This window comes from Vibrio sp. B7, from assembly GCF_963888765.1.
In the GTDB taxonomy this organism is placed as follows: Bacteria; Pseudomonadota; Gammaproteobacteria; order Enterobacterales; family Vibrionaceae; genus Vibrio; species Vibrio anguillarum.
The window spans coordinates 21,213-41,803 of record NZ_CAWPKR010000012.1; the positions used below are offsets into that span (position 1 = coordinate 21,213).

A 20,591-nucleotide genomic window follows, 5' to 3' on the forward strand; every position below is an offset into this window, starting at 1 on the left:
TGACGGAGTGAAATGTGACGTTTTTGATAAACATTCAGTAAGATGGCTATAGATCTAAGGCTTGTTATCATTAATAACAACCCCTCAAACCGAAAAACGAGGCATTTTAGACAAATACCCCGTTATTTCGCTGACAATTTACCCATATATCAACAGATTTCACTCATTGCCTTTCTTATGATAGAAGATTGCAAGACTACGGATTTACTCGCGCTAAAACAGCCGACATGGAACCATTCTCCACTTCTAAAGTTAACATATCGCTAACAAGCGTATAGCGGGTATCATGTTCTCCGTCTTCATAAAGGAGCACCAAATGATCACCTTCTGTGTAGTACACCCCTTTATGGATCGATTCGTTACCATTAGCACCACTTACTCTGAACATAAATACAAAATCCGGCTGTAAAACGAGATCAAGTTGGTTAATGTCGGTTGCTATCGCATCTTCACCAAATATCCGTTTGCTAGACCACACCCCTGCCAACGCATTTGGTAAAGCTTTAGTGAACATAATGCCGTTTAAGTTGAGCATGTTGTGGTTCACTTGGTATTGATAAACTTGAGGTTGCGATGAATTAAGCCCCAAAATCAAGCTGTTATCGCTGGCGTCAAATTCACCCTCCCAGTGCTCCACATTATAATTTTTCTTTTGAATATCGATCTTGAAACGATAATTCGATTCCAAGGTCAGTTTAATAGAACGAAAATCATCGGAAGAAGTGTCAGGATTGGGGTTAAGTAGGTACCAATCACCAAGTAAAAAAGGGAGATCAAACTGAGTTAAGTCTTGATGAGTCTGCGTACCACTACTTTGACTTTGTGCCGCACTGGTGCTGATAAGAACAATGCAGGTAAAAATGATGCTTATCCATTTCATAACACGCTCCTCGCTTTTTTCTTAAGCTTAGAACCGGTTGTACGATAAAGCGAAATGTTTGATCTGTATCACGTTATTTATTTGGTTTAAATAAGATCAAAAAAGCGAGCACTAAGGCTCGCTTTTCATTGCTACTGGTTGCTAATTTAGCATATCAACAGTGATCGCCACTGCTTCTTCTAAATAAACATCTGGAGCTTCATAATCTTTAGGCACATCTTGCAAGGTTTTATAGGGCTTCAAACCATTGGCGGCTTGTCGCATGTTAATCCGCGCCAAACGCAATTCATCTGCCTTGTCACTCTCTTGCTTACGCACAGATTCATTGAGAGAAATTGTGTTGTCATCTTTCTCTGCTTTATACTTTGCAATATCCTCGTTAATGAAACCGAACTCCATATCGTTGGCAATACGAGCTTGATGCTGCGCAGATAACTTAGCAATCAGTTTTTCATTAGCTTGTAACTTGTCGTATTTAGCTCGCTCAATTTGATCCCAAGGAAGTGCATTAGGTTCAACGCTCTCACCGGTATCTTTTGCTTCAATCGCAGTGGGTAACGCAATATCAGGCACAACACCTTTATTCTGCGTACTACCACCATCAATACGATAAAATTTCTGAATCGTATATTGAACGTAGCCTAATTCTTTATCAAACAAGTCGTAGATATGATTCAACGAGCGATGCTGTTGAACCGTTCCCTTACCGAATGAGTTTTCGCCAACAATGATCGCTCGTCCATAATCTTGCATTGCCGCTGCAAAAATTTCTGAGGCTGATGCGCTGTAGCGATTCACCAATACCGTCATAGGACCCTGATAACTGATTTTTCCATCCGTGTCACTATTAACGTTTACTCGTCCATAGCTATCGCGAACTTGCACAACCGGGCCGCTTTCAATAAATAAGCCGGATAATGCCGTCGCTTCCGTTAATGCACCCCCACCGTTATTACGTAAATCGACGATCACGCCATCCACTTTTTTCTGCTTCAGTTCAGTCAGCAATTTGTCCGTGTCTTGCGCTAAACCGACATAGAAGCTAGGGACTTCAAGCACGCCGATTTTCTTGCCATTTTTCTCGATGATTTTTGATTTAACCGCTCGATCTTCTAAACGAATTTTGTCTCGAACAATAGTGACAACGTGACTTTTAGCGTCTTTACCTTCCGGCAAAACTTGCAACTTCACCTTAGTGCCTTTCGGGCCTTTGATCAGTTGTACGACATCATCTAGACGCCAGCCGATAACATCAACCATCTCTTTGCCATCTTGGCCCACACCAATGATACGATCGCCTTCACCCAACTGCTTGCTATTTGAGGCAGGACCACCCGCAACTAACGAACGAATGATGGTGTAGTCGTCGGTCATTTGCAGTACAGCACCAATCCCTTCCAGTGAAAGATTCATTTCTGATTGGAACTGCTCGGCATTACGTGGAGAGAGATAACTAGTATGCGGATCAACTTCACGCGCAAAAGCATTCATATAAAGCTGAAATACATCTTCGCTGTGGGTCTGAGACAGACGTTTGATCGCGTTATTATAACGCTTGCCTAGCGTTTCTTTAATTTCCGGCCACTCTTTACCCGTAAGCTTTAAGTTCAGTGCATCATATTTGACACGTTGCTGCCATAACTTATCGAGCTCGGTTTTATCTTTCGGCCAAGCTGCTTTTGAGCGATCAAGTTCCATCGATTCATCGGCTTCAAATGTAATTTCTTTGTCGAGCAGAGAAAGCGCATATTGAAAACGCTCAAAGCGCTTTTGCATTGATAAGTTATAAACATCAAATGCAATTTGGTTATTGCCAGCCTTGAGTTGATCATCAAGTTGTGTCGACCACGTATGAAAGGAATCAATATCGCTCTGAGTAAAGATATTGCGGTTGTAGTCGAGCAGTTCGAGATAACGATTGAAGATAGCTTGCGAGAAATCGTCATTCAAGTTGAAGTGTTTGTAATGAGAACGAGTAAAACGGGAAGTCACACGCTTACTCGCCGTTTCATGCTGCATTTCTGGGGCAAGAAGAGGTAAATCTTCTTTGCTAAGAGTGGCTTCTAAGGCCTGAACGGATGACGCTGCTAGCCATAGGCCAGCAGCGATCAACGTTAATTTTGAACGGCATTTCATGCGTAGGAATTTCTCCTTTATGCGCGCAAGTGCTCCGCTTTCACAACCATTTGTAGGCCGTTGACAAGTTGAACGCGCACATCTTCCTTATTAACTTCAACAATGGTCGCAGCCATGTTTCCTTTACCCATGTTTACGTTCACTTGTTTGCCAGTGATCATTTCATCAGCATTTAAAGCGCGCGTCTCGACAGGTTTTTCAGCTTTTGGCGCTTTCGCTTGAGGACGACGAGCTTGTGCTTGAGGCTTTTTCGCTTTTGGTTGCTTCGCTTTTGCCTCTTCGCGTGCTTTTTGTCCTTGCTCTTTACGACGAGCCTGTACTCGAGCTTTACTTTCTGCCAATGCTGCTTGTGCGTGCTCTACATGTTCTTCTTCTAACTCTCCACATGGGTTGCCATCAAGGTCAACACGAGTTGCACCTAGTTTAACACCATGTAGATAACGCCATGACGACGTGTATTGTCTTAACGCAGCACGCAGCTGTGTTTTACTTACTTTTGAGTCTTCGTTTAGGCGTTCAGCAAGATCTTGAAAAATACCAATTTTCAAAGGCTTTGCTTCACCTTCTAAAGTAAAGCACTTAGGGAAACATTCAGCAATGTACGCAATAACTTCTTTGCTGTTTTTTAACTTTTCAGTGTTTTCCATGAGGATTCCTGGTTTATGCGGTCTTTCCGCGAGGCATTAAGATAAATATGTTCGGTATTATAGTGACCTAAATGCGAAAAACCACAGGCAATGACCAATTTATGCCTTGTTAGCGTGTGAATTGAGCAGCTTTTCTATCTCAATCATTAATTCTGCCATCCCTTTCTCATCAATTTCAGAAAAACGGCCAATTGTTGGGCTATCAATATCCAATACTCCCACCACTTGGCCATTGATAGAAAATGGCACCACCAACTCAGAATTGCTCGCAGCATCGCAAGCAATGTGACCAGCAAACTCATGGACATCATAAACACGTTGTATACGGTTAGTCGCCGCCGCAGTACCACACACACCTTTTCCTAAGGGGATGCGTACACAAGCTGGTTTTCCTTGAAAGGGACCGAGAACCAGTTGCTCTTCTTTTATTAGGTAAAAACCCACCCAGTTAAGATCTTCAAGCTCCATGTTAAATAAGGCGCTCAAATTGGCAAGATTAGCGATTAAATCCGTTTCAGATTCAACCAGTGCCACCGCCTGCTTGGTAAGACGGCGGTATTCTTCTATGTTCATATAAACTCAACGACCTTTTGAAAACGGAAGACATCTATTTTTGAACAGCGTACAATTTCTCACACGATAAATAGGATGCATTCTCATCATAATGACTAATTCCAATGACACTATTAGCCGCTCTTGGGTAATAAAACAAGTAAAAAAACATCGACCTACACTTCTATTTGCCAATGCGATCGCGGTTATTGCAACGCTGGTTAGTGTCCCTATTCCACTATTAATGCCATTAATGGTCGACGAAGTTCTGCTGAATAAACCCGCTTCTGGTTTGGCGATGATGAATACTATTCTACCGACATCGATGCAAAACCCAACAGGCTATATTGCACTCACGTTATTGCTAGTGGTCTTGATGCGTAGCGTCAGCCAAGCGCTCAACATACTTCAAAGCCGTCAATTTACTTTGGTGTCCAAAACCATCACTTACCAAATGCGCTGCAAAATGATTGATAAATTAGGACGGATCAGTATCAGGCAGTACGAAACCAAAGGCAGTGGTGGTATTAATGCTCACTTAATCACCGACATCGAAACCATTGATCAATTCATAGGCAGCACACTCAGTAAATTTATCATCAGCCTACTGACCGTGTTAGGCACAGCAGGTGTTCTACTCTGGCTTGAGTGGCGTTTAGGGCTGTTTATTTTATTGGTCAACCCGATTGTGATTTACTTTTCACGTAAACTCGGAAGCAAAGTTAAGCATCTGAAAAAGCGAGAAAACCAAGCGTATGAACGCTTTCAAAATCGGCTAGTCGAAACATTAGATGGCATTTATCAATTGCGTGCCGCTAATAAAGAGCGAGAGTTTCTCAATGAACTTAAGCAGCAAGCCAACCAAGTCCGAGAGAATGCAGACAAATATGCATGGCAATCAGAGGCTGCAGGGCGCGTCTCATTTCTCCTATTTTTACTTGGTTTTGAGCTATTTAGAGCGGTCGCGATGCTGATGGTGGTTTTTAGCGACTTGACCATAGGGCAAATTTTCGCCGTTTTCGGTTATTTGTGGTTTATGTTAGGCCCAGTGCAAGAGCTGCTGAGTATTCAATTTTCTTGGTACAGTGCAAAGGCGGCCTTTCATCGCATTAATGATCTGCTTGCACTGGAGGAAGAGCCTCGCCCTATTTGCAAAATTAACCCATTCACAGATAACCGCCAGGTCGATGTTGAGGTTTCTCACGTTAATTTTGCCTACGATAGTGAAAAGAGTGTGCTCAACGATCTCTCGCTCACGATTCCGGCGGGTAAAAAAGTTGCGTTGGTTGGCGCAAGTGGTGGTGGGAAATCCACGTTGATCCAACTGTTAATTGGTGTGTATCAGCCCAATTCCGGGCAGATCCGTTTTAATGGTGCGACCACTGAAGAGATAAGTTTTGATATTATTCGCGATAACATTGCCGTGGTATTACAACAACCTATACTATTCAACGACACCTTAAGGCATAATTTGACCCTCGGCGGTCAATATGCAGAAGAGGAATTATGGCAAGCGCTGCATATTGCACAACTGGATGATGTGACTGCGAATCTCAGTGACGGTTTAGAAACGCTAGTTGGCCGAAATGGTATTCGCTTGTCGGGCGGACAACGTCAACGTTTAGCCATCGCTCGGATGGTACTGAGCAATCCTAAATTTGTTATTTTGGATGAAGCAACATCCGCGTTAGATACGGTAACTGAAGCGGCATTGCACAATGCTCTGACTGGATTTTTGAAAGGTCGAACTACTTTAATTGTTGCGCACCGCCTTTCGGCAGTGAAACAAGCCGATATAATTTACGTGCTGGAAGATGGTCAAGTTAGCCAAATGGGTACGCATCGAGAATTAGTCGAGCAAGATGGGTTATATCAGACCCTTTATGGAAATCTCCAATCGTACGTTTAGTGATTGGGTAACAATAAATTAGGATGATTGTTTGTCTCAACATTCAGCGCTTATTCAACATCCACAATCACCTAACGGCGTGAGGTTGTGTCACGGCTGTGAATTGGCCGTTGATCTCGTCGAGGTTGAGCATGGAAAAAGTGCCTATTGTCCACGCTGCGGTACCCAACTGTACCGCGGTGGATCTCCCTCTTTATCTGGGGATTTAGCCGTCGCCATCACTTGCTTGTTACTGTTTATCCCCTCTCATTTTTTTGAATTCATCAGTATTCGCTTGGTTGGGGTGATGATCCCCGCCACCTTGCCATCCGGTGTCTTTGCGCTGGCTGAAGAGGGCTTTGGAGCGCTCGCTTTATTGGTGCTATTTTGCAGCTCTATTGCGCCACTTTTAGTGTGTGGTTCCGTAGTGACCGCTCATATCGCCTTGCGTTATCGATGGTTTCATCTACTGCGTGGCTCACTGATCATTATTCAGCGATTAAAAGCATGGGTAATGCTCGATGTTTTTTTAGTCAGCGTGGCGGTATCTTGTTTTAAACTTCAAGATTATTCCGACATTTTTATCGGTGTGGGGTTGTATGGTTTAGTTTTGCTGCAACTGGCAACCGTATTGCTAGCGACTCGAGTTAGCGTAAGGCGCTATTGGCAAGCGTGGCAGCCAGAGAATCAATATGCCTTCGAGCGTAAAGAGGTGCATTGCCACCATTGCCATCTTTCACAACCAGAAAATACGCACTGCGTGCGTTGCGCGCAAAAATTATATCACCGGAAACCCAACTCGATACAACGAACTTGGGCCTATTTAATTGCAGCAAGTGTCGCTATTTTCCCCGCGAACCTGATTCCAATATCGATTTTAATTACCAACGGACAGCGATTAGAAGACACCATTTTCTCTGGTGTTGCGTCACTGATTAATAGTGGTATGGTCGGAATTGCAATCATCATTTTTGTGGCCAGTATAATCGTGCCTATTGTAAAAATATTCGGCCTGACCTATCTATTACTGGCGATTAAATTTAAGCGAACGGTTTACCACCGTCAGAGAATGAACATTTATTTCGCGATTAAATGGATCGGCAAATGGTCGGTAATGGATCTGTTTGTCATCTCAATTATGTTGACACTGGTTGATCGCGGTCAAATTCTCGACTTCACTCCCGGTTATGGAGCCGTTGCCTTTGGCTTGGTGGTTGTACTCACCATGCTCGCCACGGAAAGTATGGACCCAAGACTCATCTGGGATAATTACCCAGAAATCGCAGACCAAAACGAGCCTTCACATGAGTAAACAAATTTCAAGCCAGCCCTCATACACTCCCGATGTTAAGCGAAACAGGGGCATCTCACCTTTGTGGATACTGCCCATACTCACCATGGCGCTCGCAGGTTGGTTAGTCGTTAAAGCCATTCACGATGCTGGCGAACGAATCCAGATCTATTTTTCGGACGCACAAGGCTTAGTCGCAGGGCGAACAACAATTCGCTACCAAGGGCTCGAAGTCGGCATGGTAAGAGATATTAAACTGTCCGAAGGATTAGAAAACATCTATGTGGAAGCCGATATTTATCCAGAAGCTACTCAGTTACTCAATGACAATACCCGCTTTTGGTTAGTGAAGCCAACGGCCAGTTTATCTGGCGTTTCAGGTTTAGATGCGTTGGTTTCAGGAAACTATATTGCGATTCAACCGGGTAACGAAAATAGTTCAGCTGAACACGATAAAGTGTTTAGTGCTTTAGATGGTGCACCTTCTGATCTACTGCCTAGTCAAGGGCTTATCATTTCTCTAAAGGCTCGCGATCTCGGAGGTATTTCTGTTGGCTCACAAATCGTCTATAAAAAAATTCCGATTGGTGAAGTGTTTAACTACAAACTCGATGACGATGCAAAGTCGGTACTCATTCAAGCCTCGATAAAAGACGAGTATCGCCACATTATTACAAATGAAAGCCGTTTTTGGAATGTCAGCGGTGTTGGTGCAAGCATTGGCTTTGAAGGTGTTGACGTCCGCTTAGAAAGTTTAAGTGCATTAATCGGTGGTTCAATTGCCGTCGATTCACCGGACGGTGGGGAGCCTGTTGAACAAAATACCCAATTTAGTCTCTATCGCGATTTAAAAACCGCAGGACGTGGTATCCCTGTGAAAATCACCCTACCCGATCAGCATAATATTAACCAAACTGGTGCCCCCATCATTTACCGAGGAATAGAAGTCGGTCAAATCACTGAATTGCAGCTCAGTAAAAGTCACCAACAGATCATCGCCTCTGCTGCTATCCAACCGGCTTTTAGCGATATGCTCAATTCGGGAAGCCGTTTTGTGTTGGAAGAGGCCAAAGTCTCACTCTCTGGAGTTGAGAACATCGGTAATTTGATCAAAGGGAATTACTTGACACTCATTCCTGGCAAGGGCGAAAAGGCCAGAAGTTTCACTGCTATTCGCCAATTTGAATTTAATCAGTCACAAGCAAAATCAATTGCTATCAAACTTACAGCTGAAAGCTCATATGGCTTAAATGTGGGCAGCCAGATTTTGTATCGAGGCATCGCGGTAGGTTCAGTAATTGACGTAAAGTTGCAGCAAGACAGTGTTGTGCTCAATACGCTGATTGATGAAGAGTACACATCACTCATACGCTCACAGAATCGTTTTTACATTACAGGCTCGGCCACCGCAGAGCTCACCGAATCAGGCCTTAATGTTTCGATCCCTCCTGCCAAACAACTGCTCGCCGGCTCAATCAGTTTCATCAGCGAAGGCGCTGAAAATGCGAGTAATGAGTACCCGCTATATCAAAGTAAATCCTTAGCTGAGCTTGCAAAATATAATCAAAGCGGCTCACAGACACTGACTCTTTTTGCCGACGAGCTTCCTCCCATCAATCCGGGCAGCCCGCTCCTATACCGTAATCTTCAAGTAGGCAGTGTTTTTGGCTTTAAGCTCACTAAAGAAGGTGTAAAAATCGAGGTCAAAATAGAGAATCAATATCGCCATCTGATTACGAATCAAACTGTTTTTTGGAACCGTTCTGGCGTCGAAATTAATGCAACACTTGCAAGCGTAAAAGTCAAAGCCGCTCCTTTAAAAACTTTAATTCAAGGAGGCATTGCATTTGATTCGTTGCAAGGTATTGATAACAAAGATCAGAATTTGTGGAAGCTCTATGACAGCTACGATCAAGCACGTAAGGCGGGCCAAGAAATCATCTTAACGGCCGATTCATCCTTTGGCGTTACGCTAGGAACATCCATCAAATATAACAATATCACTGTGGGAGAGGTTGTTTCTGTAACACCTAATTTCAAGACAAACCAAGTTACACTCCAAGCGAGAATTGAGCCTAGCTACGCATTAGGCATTGCCAGAAATGGCTCTCACTTTTGGGTAGCGAAAACTAAGATTGGCTTCAATGGTGTTGAAAATCTGCAAAACTTACTCAGTTCCAGCATTGAGGTCCAACCTGGGTTTGGCGATGTGCAGTATCAATTTGAACTAGAAAAACAGCCACAACAAGCACTCGGTATTGAATTCACCTTACAAAGTGAAACACGAGGATCAGTGACTGAAGATAGCCCGGTTCTCTACCGTGAAATGGAAGTGGGCAAAGTAACCCATGTTGCTCTAGGAGACTTTGCAGACCGCGTCATGTTTACCATTGAAATCCAAAAAGAGTTCGCTTATCTGGTTCGCAGCAATAGCGTATTTTGGAACACTTCTGGCGTCGATGTATCCATCGGTTTATCTGGTGCAAATATAAAAGCAGGCACGTTAGATAGCATCATGAAAGGCGGAATTACATTTGCCACTCCAGAGCAAAAACAGCTACAGCCTATAGCTAAACAAGGCCAAGCATTTTACTTATATCCTGAAGCCAAACCAGAATGGCGCCAATGGCGAACAGCCATACCAAAACCTTAAAGGGTTAACCTTGATTCTTATAAAATGCAGCTGATCGGCTGCATTTTTTATTATTTTGATCTCATCACGATTCTTATATAATCCGGCCTCAACTCCCAGACGAGATACTGCTTTGCACGCCAATATAACCCTACCTGAACCTTTTCTTGCGACAATTGAAGCGATACTGCCCACACATCTAACGATGAGTGATTTTATTGCAGCTTGCCAGCGTCCTTTGCGTAAAAGTATTCGAGTCAACACGCTAAAAATCTCTGTCGATAGTTTTTGTCAACGCGCCGTAGAAAAAGGGTGGGCTTTATCACCAGTGCCTTGGTGTAATACGGGTTTTTGGATTGAAGCCGATGAGTCTGTCGTACCTTTAGGTAATACCGCCGAACATATGGCAGGGCTTTTTTACATTCAAGAAGCCAGTTCTATGATGCCAGTGTCCGCTCTTTTCACTGGCGATGAATCGTTCAATTCAGTACTCGACATGGCGGCGGCTCCGGGTTCAAAAACAACGCAAATTGCGGCGTGTATGGAAAATGAAGGCGTATTAGTCGCCAACGAATTTTCAGCCAGCCGTGTTAAAGTGCTGCATGCTAATATCGAACGCTGCGGTGTACGCAACAGTGCACTGAGCAATTTTGATGGTCGAGTCTTTGGCGGTTGGTTACCGGAACAATTTGATGCGGTGTTAATAGATGCTCCATGCTCAGGAGAAGGTACCATCCGTAAAGATCCTGATGCGATGAAAAACTGGAGTAAAGAATCTGTATTGTCGATTTCCACAACACAAAAAGATTTGATTGAAAGTGCGTTTCAAGCTTTAAAGCCCGGCGGTGTGATGGTCTACTCAACCTGTACATTGAGTACAGAAGAGAACCAACAAGTGTGCTTGCATCTACAAGAAAAATATCCACAATCAGTTGAATTTGTTTCCCTTATTTCATTGTTTGAGGATGCAAAAGCAGCTATTACAGACGAAGGGTTCTTGCATATATTCCCTCAAACTTATGATTGTGAAGGTTTTTTTGTTGCAAAAATCCGTAAACTTAGCTCTGTACCCCACCCTGAAGTCAACAAACGTTTAGGTCAATTTCCTTTTGCGAAAGCCAACCTTAAACTCACACAAGAGATCGCGGATCAACTCATGAAAACGTTTGAAGTTGTGATCCCCGATGATACCAGTGTCTGGCTACGTGAGAATGATGTATGGTTATTTCCAAACGCACTGGAACCTATGCTCGGCAAATTCCGCTTCTCTCGCATGGGGATAAAAATCGCTGAAACACATAAAAAAGGTTATCGCTGGCAACATCAAGTCGCTACATCGTTAGCGACTGGTAACGAATCAAACTGCATCACACTATCGATTGAAGAAGCGCGAGATTGGTACATGGGCAGAGATGTCAGACCAGCACTACAAACTGGCACTGGCGAAGTGCTGGTTAAACTCGGTAACGATGTGATTGGCCTAGGGAAATGGGTAGGCAACCGCATAAAAAATGGTTTACCAAGAGAACTCGTTAAAGATAAAAATTTGTTTTAACGTGCCCCAAAATAGGACAAAAATCTAGAAAACACGCGCACTTCTAGCGATAATAACTATACTTACAGGGAAGCATAAGTATGACTATTTTAATGATTAGCGTAGGCTCAAATGAGCCACTCCCCTAGGCCCAAAAACGGAAAAGTTTTGGGCCTTTTTTTATCGTCAAGGAAAATAGATTACAACAGGAGGTGAACGCCTCAGCTATACAAGATGAATTCCATCTTCCCCAATGGTAATTTTTCCCTGCTTGTACAAACCACCAATACTCTTCTTGAAGGTTCCCTTACTGGTACGGAACATCGAAAAAATAGCTTCTGGTGTCGATTTATCACTTAATGGAAGAAAACCACCCTTTTTCTCAAGTAACTCTATGATCTTAGTGCTTAACTCATCCATTTTTGCTACGCCAATTTTTTGCAGAGCTAGGTCAATTTTTCCATCTTCACGGATATTTTTGATGTAGCCTTTTAAGGTCTTACCAATAAACAACTTACCAAACACATCTGATGGGAAAATCATCCCCCAGTGCTCGCCATTGATGATGGCCTTGTATCCGAGTTCTGAGTGTTCTGCAATTAATAGATCAACTTGCTGATTCTGCGTATAGTTTGCAGGGGTTTTGTCCAGCCACTTGTTGAATTTTGTTGTGCCTACGATGCGGCCGGAAGCCTTATCGGTGTAGACATACACTAAAATCATTTGTCCTTCTTTAAAACGAGCACGCTGTTCGCTGTAAGGCACCAATAAATCTTTACCCTTCAGACCCCAATCAACAAAAACACCAGTGCTATTCACACCCTGAACTTTCATCAATCCCCACTCGCCTACTTTTGCAATCGGTTTTTCAGTCGTCGCGGCAAGTTGATTGTCTGAATCGAAATACAAAAATACGTCTATTTTCTGCCCCAATTCAACCCCATCTGGGGTAAATCGTTTAGGCAGTAAAGTGGTTCCAAAATCTTCAGCATCCAAAAATACGCCGAAATCAGCAATCTTTACGACTTCTAAACTGTTTATTTGACCAACGTTAATCATTTACTATGTCTCACCTCAATTTTGCAGAGATTATACGTGATCTCTGTTATCCTTTCCTGCATTCAAGGGAAAAATAAGCATTTTTTCAGGAGCTTTCTTTGGTTAATGTCGATAAGCAAGATACCATCACGCTTAAAATTTCACATGCCATGTCTCAGAGCAAAGAACTTGATCTAGACATTTACCTATTCATTCCCGGTGATTTAGGTCTAACACCCGAAATACTTCCTGAATCTGACTTTTACTATAGCTTCATCCACCAAGAGCGTGCGTATTACAGTGATAAAACGTTACTGCCCTTAGTGCACAGCCGGCTTGCACAACGAGGCCATCTCTCTTCTACTCAGTATCGAGTCAGTTTGAGTTTATTTGCTTATCAGTATGTTATCGCTCTAGATAAAGCTGTAGTACAACTCAATACAACGAGTGACACCGTCACATCAGATGAAGTTGATAGTGTCATTGAACTCTCTTTAGATATTTTGAAAAGATTGCGCCGCAGCATTCCTTATGAAGAGAGCTTAAAACGCTATTACGCCAATATTGATAACTATTTATCTTGGTATACTGAGCAAAAGTTTCTTTCCCTAGTCGCACACATGAACCGCGATGGTGAATATAAAACCATCAAAGAGCGTCTAATTACACTGGTTGAAAAAGAACAGGCACATCGTAAACTTAACAATTACAACTCGGCAAAGGCAGGGGAAGACATCACTCGGCTGAGTAACAAGATGCGCCTACTACGCCGTTTAATCGAGCATCCCATTGTGCTTAATGAACACGTCACTTCTTTAGGTAATAACATGAAGCGTGCCGTAAAAGGCATCGCGACTGGGCTTGTAATGCTGTTTGTCACCGTCATCGCCATTACAGCTCGCGACTATTGGGGGGAAATCACCGCCTCTTTTATCATCGCTATGTCGTTTGTTTATGCATTACGCGAGATCTTTAAAGATGACTTACGCGATATGCTGTGGCGCTGGATCCGTAAAGGAAAACCTAAATGGAAGCGTCGTTACATAGACCCAACGACCGGAAAATCTGTAGGTTACAAAATTGAATGGCTTGATTATACCAACCTGAGTAAATTACCAGACCGAATCAAAACAATTCGAAAGAAACGCATTGTTCAAAGGGAGGAACAGGTACTTCACTATCGCTCAGAAACGGCCATGTCAACCTCACGCTTCATGAGTGGCTATGAGGAAACACGCGAAACTTTACACATTGACCTACGCCCGATTACCCGTTTGATGGACAAAGGCTCTAATCGCATTTATCAGTTAAGTGGTGGTCAAGTGAGTCGAGAAACCGTAGAAAAACGGCACTTGCTCAACTTGATTATCAAAGAAGATAACCATAAAGAAGAGCCCCGCTACTACCGTTGGAAAATTGTTTTAAATAGAAATAAGATTGTCGACATTGAACCGATAGAATTAAGCGAGTAGTCTCTAATTCGGCCTTATTTACCAATACGCTTTAACGATAAAGTAAGATGAAACTCCGCCATAGGCTCGTCACCATGCAGCGAAGGACAGGTTGCAATGATCTTTACTGTCTGATTGACCCGCTCTCCGGTCGCGATAGTTTCATCAAGCATACTGTCTATTAGCTGGCCATCATGGCAATGAAAATGAACATCCGCCTCCGGCCTTTTTAAAAACTCCGCACTAACCGCTTTAAACGCCAACGATACTTTGGAGCCACGCTGTTGTGCTTTATGCATTGCCATAAAACCGCCCGCTACGTCTGCACCAACGGCTAACACACCAAAATACATACTATTTAAATGATTTTTATTGCGACGTTTAAGTGGAATTCGAATTTCTACAGAGTGTTCGTTTAACACTAAAATCTTTGGCCTGCAGGACCAAATCAATGGCACTTTTAAAAAACCAAACAGATTTAAGTAAAGATTCGCTTTTGTTAATGGGGAGAGCATGAGGCTTGACCTTTTCAATATGGTTGTCGGACCAGTTCAAGGTATACGCTGTGAAATGTCAATAAGTTGTTACAAAAAGTTAGGGTTGAGCGCAGCTATTCTGCGCCCAAATCAGATCATTACATTTTTACCACAACATCAGCCTGAACACTTTCAGCTAAGTGCTCCTGCAGCTTTGGATAACTTGCTAGTGCTTGGGTGACGACCAAAATCGGCTTATTCGCATGACGTGCCGCTTTTGATGCTAAATCGAGCAACGTGATGACCGCCTCACTCTCTGGATTAAACAAATGGGAAAGTTCGGGATTCTCTTTATCAATGCCTAAGGTGTATTGTGTTAAGTTATCGATGTTGATGACCACACCATCAAAATAGTGCATCAAACGCTCTGCCAACAATGCCGCTGATGGAACATCGCAAGAATAAAGCACTTTCAAACCATCTAAACTCCGAGGTAAAGACTGCTCTGCCAGTCGGTCAATGATCGTAGCCGCATCACTTAATGTTCGAACAAATGGCACCACAATTTCGATGTTCAATCCTTGCTTGCGCAATGCCTTGATCACAGCGCATTCATAACTAAACGCTTTTGCATACTGGTTGGAAGAAAAACGCGATACGCCACGCACTCCCATCGCTGGGTTAATTTCATCCGTTTCAACACTTCCACCGATCAACGCTTTATAAGTGTAACTATCTGCATCACTCAAACAGACACGAATCGTAGTGTGATTTTTTTGAACCGCTGCCACGACTCTATCAACAATGGTTGACGTAAAATGCTCCGCCACCGCTTTGTCATCAAGAATGGATTGCAAAGAGCCTTGCTCAAGTTCAGTTAGATTCGCAAAATGTTGCTCAATCGAAGGATGATAAAACAACGAATCTAAAATAATGTCGGACAGCGATACATACAAATGCTGGGCATTTCCACTTGATTCAATTGCCGCTGGAAGGGCATCACCTAAGATCAACTGAGGGTGGATCGTATCATGTTGTGCCAAACTCATTCATTACTCCCTACATTTTTAATTATCTTGCTCAGGAAAATACCCATAGCCGAGTATTAATTCAAGTAAAAGTAAATATTTATGACAAATTTATGAATAAAATTTCATCTTGCGGATGATAAGCAATAAGTTTTCCGTTTTGGAGTTTATTCCTATTGCCAATTCCGTTATCTTTACCGCTTCGCAATAAGAGTACAGGCTTTACCATGCCATTAAAAACAGATGAATTAAGAACTCAAGCCTTGGGCCCAATGCCGACTCCGGCAGAGCTTGGAAATGCGCATCCGATCACAGACGACGTAGCAGAGCGCATCGCAAACTCACGCCGTCAAATTGAAAATATTCTGACTGGTCACGATGATCGCTTGTTAGTCATTGTCGGTCCGTGTTCAGTACACGACACTGAAGCCGCAATGGATTACGCTCAACGTTTGAGTGCGATCCAAGACCAATATAAAAATGAACTGTTTATCGTCATGCGTACCTATTTCGAGAAACCACGCACCGTTGTGGGCTGGAAAGGTTTGATTACGGATCCCAATCTGGATGGTTCATATGCACTGGAAACAGGGCTCAATAAAGCACGGAAATTATTATTAGATATCAACAAGCTAGGCCTTGCTACTGCGACTGAATTTTTAGACATGATCACCGGGCAATACATCGCAGATCTCATCACGTGGGGAGCTATTGGTGCACGTACTACGGAATCTCAGATACACCGAGAAATGGCGTCTGCGCTGTCATGCCCTGTCGGTTTTAAAAATGGCACGAATGGCAACATCAAAATTGCTATTGATGCCATTCGAGCGGCCCAAGCATCACATTACTTTTACTCACCGGATAAAAATGGCCGTATGACCGTTTATCGTACCAGTGGTAACCCCTTTGGCCATGTTATTTTACGCGGTGGTGATACAGGGACAAACTATGACGCTGACTCCGTATCTGCAGCCTGCGAGCAACTGATCGAATTCGGCTTAGCCCCGCGCCTCATCGTAGATTTTAGCCACGCGAATTGCCAAAAGCAGCATAGAAAACAGATAGATGTAACGGCCGACATCTGCACACAAATACGTACAGGTAAGGATTTCGTTGCTGGAATTATGGCTGAAAGCTTCATTATCGAAGGTAATCAGCCAATGCATGACTTAAAGAACCTCACCTATGGTCAATCGATTACCGATCCATGCTTAGGATGGGATGACACAGCAACTATGCTGGATATGCTGGCACAAGCGATCACTGACCGCCGTAACTTAAAGTAAATACTAAGCAATAGATAAGGAAACACCATGCCTTCTTTTGATATCGTTTCAGAAGTCGATACTGTTGAACTTCGTAATGCTGTCGATAATGCAAACCGAGAGCTTTCTACTCGTTTTGATTTTCGTAATGTAGAAGCTGGATTTGAACTCAAAGATGAAGTTGTAAAACTGTCTGCAGAAGATGATTTTCAATTGGGTCAAATGATGGATATTTTACGTGGCAACCTCGCGAAACGAGGTGTTGATGCCAAAGCGATGGAAGCGAAAGATTCCGTACATTCCGGCAAACGCTGGTTTAAAGATGTCCAATTTAAACAAGGACTGGACCCGTTAACCTCAAAGAAAGTGGTAAAAGCCATTAAGGATGCCAAGCTCAAAGTCCAAGCATCCATTCAAGGTGAAAAAGTAAGAGTAACGGGTAAAAAGAGAGATGATTTACAATCAGTGATCGCTCTAATGCGTGAATCGGATATGGGCCAGCCATTCCAGTATGACAATTTCCGAGACTAACAGCACCACGAATAAAATACCAAAGCCACCTCATTAGGTGGCTTTTCAATCACTGATAACTGTCATTTACAATGAATCGATTCCTTCCTTCTGACTTCGCTTGGTATAACGCTTGGTCTGCACTCTCCATTGCACTCTGCCACGACAACGCCAACTTAGACACCGACTTCTCAGCAATTGCTCCAATGGAAACAGTTACAGGAACCCGCTGCCCTGCCCAGTAAAATGATGTTTGTTCGACTTGAGCACGAATTCTCTCCAAGACTTCTTTAATATGAGCTTCTGGTGCACTAATGATCATCACAAACTCTTCACCTCCCCACCTCATAAGTAGATCTTCAGGTCGAAGCTGCTGTTTCAGAATGGTAGATAATTCCCTTAACACTTCATCCCCCGCTTCATGACCATACTGATCATTTATTTTTTTGAAATAGTCGACATCAATTATGGCTAATAAATGTGGTTTATTATTAGTTGTTTCTTCCTGATAAGAAAACCAAGTATCAAGATATCTTCGGTTATACAAATCCGTGAGTGGGTCATGTGTAGATTCAACTTCTAACTTTGCATGATCCTGCTGTAAAGTTGAGTGTTTGATTTTAAATTTTTTATACTTCCGATAACTAATTAAAGATAAAAAGCTAATAATAATAAATAACAAAAAATACAACCACTCCCTAAATTCCTGAGCTTGTATCTGCAGCTTCTGTATATCGTTCTTAGCACTTAATAGCAATAATTCTTGTTCGTCGAGTTTTCTGTCAAATTGATTTTTTAGACTCAATGCCTCTTTTTCTCTAGACTGAAGGATAAGTTTTTTTTCTAATGTTGCCATTTTCTTATATTCAAACAATGCTTCATCATACCGACCTTTTTGTTCATAAATTTTTGAAATAATATCAGTAGCATATATTATCCTTGGCACATTATTGTGATCTGTATAAATTCCTACCGCTTCTTTGGCGCTCAAGATAGCCAATTCTAACTGAGTTTTTGCAAGGTAGACTTCCGCTAAACTCTCTTGACAGTATGCGGTAAATAAGGGATTAGACTCTTCCCTAGCAAGAGATAAACATCGAATCATAATATCTAAGGCATCTTCTGTCTCACCTTGATTTAATAAATTATCGGCTAAGTTAACCATAGTCTTAAACTGCAACTGTTTAGAACCTGTTTTCATCGCTCTATCAAAAGCAAGTTCAACATTGCGCTGCTGAGATTCTTCACGTCCTAACGCTGTATCTATCACACTGGCATTAGTATATAAAATAGCTTCGGTGAGTGAGTTAGAGAAATTATGATTCTGGTATACTTTCAAAGATCTCTTACTATATATATCAGCGTTTTTCCAATCCTCCGTATGAATATACACAGTCGATATATTGTTTAGAATTATGCACATTTGTATAGCATATTTATTCCTATCAAATAATTGATAAGCAATTTGATAATATTTTAAGGCTTTCTTTAAGTTGGTTTGATCAAATGAAATATTACCCAATAAATTATAAACTCGCCCTTTCAACCCATTATATCCAATACGCTCAACCATCTCTAGAACATCATTGAGTAAGGATTCAGATTGAATTAATTGTTGTGATGAATATAATTCCTGTGCTTCATAAAAATAAGCCTCCGCAATAATCCAGTCTATATTGTATTGACGACCAATAGCCAATGCTTCCTCAGTAACTAGAGGAGTAATTCCCGCAAATTGTATTAAATTATTTTGTGAAAATATATAGAGAGCTTTTGCCTGAGGTGACCACCACTGTCGCCAATCCGTAAAAGAGCTTTTGATAACTTCAGGACGCTCAAAAGAATCATAATATAAATTGAGAAATGAGGCATCGCTTTTGTTAATATTACAGCTCAAATAATCATCTGCACAGAACTCAGCTTCTTGCAACTTTGAGTGGCATTGTAACGACATAAAAATAGAAACCAAACTCACAATGCTAACCACAAGGAAGGATTTGAACGAACGTGGCATCGATTTATACATAGTACATAAGCTCTTCAGTTTTGAGTCATCTTCGTTTTATCAGGCTCGGTCTGCAACATAATCCGATAAAACAATAACCTATGGCACTATTTTTACAACATTAAGTCTTTCCCCACAAGCAAAGCGTACTCTGCTCTGTTTCTAGGTAACAAAATACATATTCTTTTGCGATCAGACTTTGCTTGCTCAAGCTTTTCTGCAAGTTGCGCGGCATTCTTAAAACTTTCCCTTTCAGCATCACGGCGAACAAGATCAATCAATTCAAAAGGAGAATGTTGTTCATAAAAAACCACCTCTGCCCTTTGCATGTAACGTAGCGCTTTAATCGGCAGCATTTCAACATCATCGCCACAGCTTATCCATGTACATTGTGCTGATTCTTCTATAGGCACTAAGAGAGCTTGTTGGTATAAACGCTCTAATTCTTCACGGCTTACTGCATTTTCTGTTTTGGAATCACTTAAAAAGGCTTCCCAAAACTTTCTTCTAGCACTGACAGAATTGAGTGATTGTTTAATTGAATTTCTCTTGGAGGCAGCGAAATCAGCAAGCAACGAGAGATTTTGCGGAAGAACTGCTTCCAATGTTTCTCGAATATTTCTCACCAACACTGGTGATGCACCACCACTGGATATTGCGATCTGAATTCGCCCACGGTTGACCATCGATGGCGTGATAAAATCACAGTATGGTTGATCATCGACAACATTGACCAAAACACCTGTCTTTTTTGCATCTTTATGCACTTGGTGGTTAAGCGACGGATTATCCGTTGTGGCCCATACCTGCCAGTATTCTTTCGTTAATAGTTCTGATGAATAAAAGTTTTGAACCCATTGGCAACGATTCTGCTCTACCAGTTCTAAAAGATAACGTTCAATTTTAGGTGACACGACGGTGACTTGAGCCCCAGCTCGAATCAGTGCTTCTACTTTTCGACAGGCGACTTCGCCCCCACCCACAACCAGCACTGGTTTGCCCAATAAATTCAAAAACAGAGGAAAATACTGCATTTCATTCCATGAATAATCTAGATAACTATTCGCTTGATGCTACCAAAAATAGGGCATCTGCGACACTAATTAAATGCAGCCAAATAATTATCAACCAAATTTTTGCCATTAGACAGTTGAAAATCCTGACAACATACTAATGACACAATTGTTAATTTTACGTTAAAAGAGAAATATACTGCTTCTATTCTGTTGCCCCACTATTGAACATGGTTGCACTA

The 20,591-nt window shown here is 42.2% G+C and carries 16 protein-coding genes; 7 read left to right on the forward strand and 9 right to left on the reverse strand.

Annotation, left to right across the window (positions count from 1 at the left end; all coding sequences use genetic code 11):
* Positions 1–196: 196 nt before the first annotated feature.
* The 4 genes from AACV32_RS07275 to AACV32_RS07290 form a co-directional block, all read right to left on the reverse strand.
* Positions 197–880: a hypothetical protein gene (locus AACV32_RS07275; RefSeq protein ID WP_013856914.1), complete on the reverse strand. Its 684-nt coding sequence runs from the start codon at positions 878–880 to the stop codon at positions 197–199.
* Between the two features lie 141 nt (positions 881–1,021).
* On the reverse strand, positions 1,022–3,016 hold the full coding sequence (gene prc / locus AACV32_RS07280) for a carboxy terminal-processing peptidase (protein ID WP_017044693.1): 1,995 nt from the start codon (positions 3,014–3,016) through the stop codon (positions 1,022–1,024).
* Between the two features lie 17 nt (positions 3,017–3,033).
* Entirely contained in the window at positions 3,034–3,663 is a 630-nt protein-coding gene (gene proQ, locus AACV32_RS07285; RefSeq protein WP_017044692.1) for an RNA chaperone ProQ, read from the reverse strand.
* A 99-nt stretch (positions 3,664–3,762) separates the two neighbouring features.
* Entirely contained in the window at positions 3,763–4,236 is a 474-nt protein-coding gene (locus tag AACV32_RS07290) for a GAF domain-containing protein (protein ID WP_017041971.1), read from the reverse strand.
* A gap of 91 nt (positions 4,237–4,327) precedes the next feature.
* Between AACV32_RS07290 and AACV32_RS07295 the strand changes: the two genes are divergently transcribed.
* From AACV32_RS07295 to rsmF, 4 genes are all read left to right on the forward strand, one after another.
* On the forward strand, positions 4,328–6,124 hold the full coding sequence (locus AACV32_RS07295) for an ABC transporter ATP-binding protein (protein WP_013856918.1): 1,797 nt from the start codon (positions 4,328–4,330) through the stop codon (positions 6,122–6,124).
* A 31-nt stretch (positions 6,125–6,155) separates the two neighbouring features.
* Positions 6,156–7,415, forward strand: coding sequence for a paraquat-inducible protein A (locus AACV32_RS07300; RefSeq protein ID WP_013856919.1), 1,260 nt, complete (start codon positions 6,156–6,158; stop codon positions 7,413–7,415).
* On the forward strand, positions 7,408–10,047 hold the full coding sequence (locus tag AACV32_RS07305; RefSeq protein WP_170895710.1) for an MlaD family protein: 2,640 nt from the start codon (positions 7,408–7,410) through the stop codon (positions 10,045–10,047). Before AACV32_RS07300 ends, AACV32_RS07305 begins: the two co-directional genes overlap by 8 nt.
* A 112-nt stretch (positions 10,048–10,159) precedes the next feature.
* Positions 10,160–11,581, forward strand: coding sequence for a 16S rRNA (cytosine(1407)-C(5))-methyltransferase RsmF (rsmF, locus tag AACV32_RS07310; RefSeq protein WP_199485558.1), 1,422 nt, complete (start codon positions 10,160–10,162; stop codon positions 11,579–11,581).
* A gap of 204 nt (positions 11,582–11,785) precedes the next feature.
* On the opposite strand, the gene AACV32_RS07315 is transcribed toward rsmF, so the two are convergent.
* Positions 11,786–12,619: a CvfB family protein gene (locus AACV32_RS07315; RefSeq protein WP_013856923.1), complete on the reverse strand. Its 834-nt coding sequence runs from the start codon at positions 12,617–12,619 to the stop codon at positions 11,786–11,788.
* Positions 12,620–12,717: 98 nt separating this feature from the next.
* Between AACV32_RS07315 and AACV32_RS07320 the strand changes: the two genes are divergently transcribed.
* Complete coding sequence (locus AACV32_RS07320; RefSeq protein ID WP_017044687.1) at positions 12,718–14,070, forward strand: hypothetical protein; 1,353 nt, start codon at positions 12,718–12,720, stop codon at positions 14,068–14,070.
* A 14-nt stretch (positions 14,071–14,084) separates the two neighbouring features.
* Here AACV32_RS07320 and AACV32_RS07325 read toward each other — a convergent pair whose 3' ends face one another.
* A complete protein-coding gene (locus tag AACV32_RS07325; RefSeq protein WP_026028837.1) occupies positions 14,085–14,564 on the reverse strand; it encodes a DUF4442 domain-containing protein in 480 nt (159 codons plus the stop codon).
* A gap of 119 nt (positions 14,565–14,683) precedes the next feature.
* Positions 14,684–15,574: a putative PEP-binding protein gene (locus tag AACV32_RS07330; RefSeq protein ID WP_010319067.1), complete on the reverse strand. Its 891-nt coding sequence runs from the start codon at positions 15,572–15,574 to the stop codon at positions 14,684–14,686.
* Positions 15,575–15,780: 206 nt separating this feature from the next.
* Between AACV32_RS07330 and AACV32_RS07335 the strand changes: the two genes are divergently transcribed.
* Both AACV32_RS07335 and AACV32_RS07340 read left to right on the forward strand, forming a co-directional pair.
* Positions 15,781–16,842, forward strand: a complete 1,062-nt coding sequence (locus AACV32_RS07335; protein WP_026028005.1) for a 3-deoxy-7-phosphoheptulonate synthase — start codon at positions 15,781–15,783, stop codon at positions 16,840–16,842.
* A gap of 27 nt (positions 16,843–16,869) precedes the next feature.
* Complete coding sequence (locus AACV32_RS07340) at positions 16,870–17,352, forward strand: YajQ family cyclic di-GMP-binding protein (RefSeq protein WP_010319065.1); 483 nt, start codon at positions 16,870–16,872, stop codon at positions 17,350–17,352.
* 49 nt (positions 17,353–17,401) lie between these two features.
* On the opposite strand, the gene AACV32_RS07345 is transcribed toward AACV32_RS07340, so the two are convergent.
* Both AACV32_RS07345 and AACV32_RS07350 read right to left on the reverse strand, forming a co-directional pair.
* A complete protein-coding gene (locus AACV32_RS07345; RefSeq protein WP_170895711.1) occupies positions 17,402–19,357 on the reverse strand; it encodes a tetratricopeptide repeat-containing diguanylate cyclase in 1,956 nt (651 codons plus the stop codon).
* Between the two features lie 92 nt (positions 19,358–19,449).
* Positions 19,450–20,370, reverse strand: a complete 921-nt coding sequence (locus AACV32_RS07350; protein ID WP_017049814.1) for a precorrin-2 dehydrogenase/sirohydrochlorin ferrochelatase family protein — start codon at positions 20,368–20,370, stop codon at positions 19,450–19,452.
* Positions 20,371–20,591: the final 221 nt, after the last annotated feature.

What these genes read in the sequence shown, in the direction of transcription:
- AACV32_RS07275 (WP_013856914.1), bottom strand. Translation starts at nt 880, where the DNA reads ATGAAATGGATAAGCATCATTTTTACCTGCATTGTTCTTATCAGCACC.
- prc (WP_017044693.1), bottom strand. Translation starts at nt 3,016, where the DNA reads ATGAAATGCCGTTCAAAATTAACGTTGATCGCTGCTGGCCTATGGCTA.
- proQ (WP_017044692.1), bottom strand. Translation starts at nt 3,663, where the DNA reads ATGGAAAACACTGAAAAGTTAAAAAACAGCAAAGAAGTTATTGCGTAC.
- AACV32_RS07290 (WP_017041971.1), bottom strand. Translation starts at nt 4,236, where the DNA reads ATGAACATAGAAGAATACCGCCGTCTTACCAAGCAGGCGGTGGCACTG.
- AACV32_RS07295 (WP_013856918.1), top strand. Translation starts at nt 4,328, where the DNA reads ATGACTAATTCCAATGACACTATTAGCCGCTCTTGGGTAATAAAACAA.
- AACV32_RS07305 (WP_170895710.1), top strand. Translation starts at nt 7,408, where the DNA reads ATGAGTAAACAAATTTCAAGCCAGCCCTCATACACTCCCGATGTTAAG.
- AACV32_RS07315 (WP_013856923.1), bottom strand. Translation starts at nt 12,619, where the DNA reads ATGATTAACGTTGGTCAAATAAACAGTTTAGAAGTCGTAAAGATTGCT.
- AACV32_RS07325 (WP_026028837.1), bottom strand. Translation starts at nt 14,564, where the DNA reads ATGCTCTCCCCATTAACAAAAGCGAATCTTTACTTAAATCTGTTTGGT.
- AACV32_RS07330 (WP_010319067.1), bottom strand. Translation starts at nt 15,574, where the DNA reads ATGAGTTTGGCACAACATGATACGATCCACCCTCAGTTGATCTTAGGT.
- AACV32_RS07335 (WP_026028005.1), top strand. Translation starts at nt 15,781, where the DNA reads ATGCCATTAAAAACAGATGAATTAAGAACTCAAGCCTTGGGCCCAATG.
- AACV32_RS07340 (WP_010319065.1), top strand. Translation starts at nt 16,870, where the DNA reads ATGCCTTCTTTTGATATCGTTTCAGAAGTCGATACTGTTGAACTTCGT.
- AACV32_RS07345 (WP_170895711.1), bottom strand. Translation starts at nt 19,357, where the DNA reads ATGTATAAATCGATGCCACGTTCGTTCAAATCCTTCCTTGTGGTTAGC.
- AACV32_RS07350 (WP_017049814.1), bottom strand. Translation starts at nt 20,370, where the DNA reads ATGCAGTATTTTCCTCTGTTTTTGAATTTATTGGGCAAACCAGTGCTG.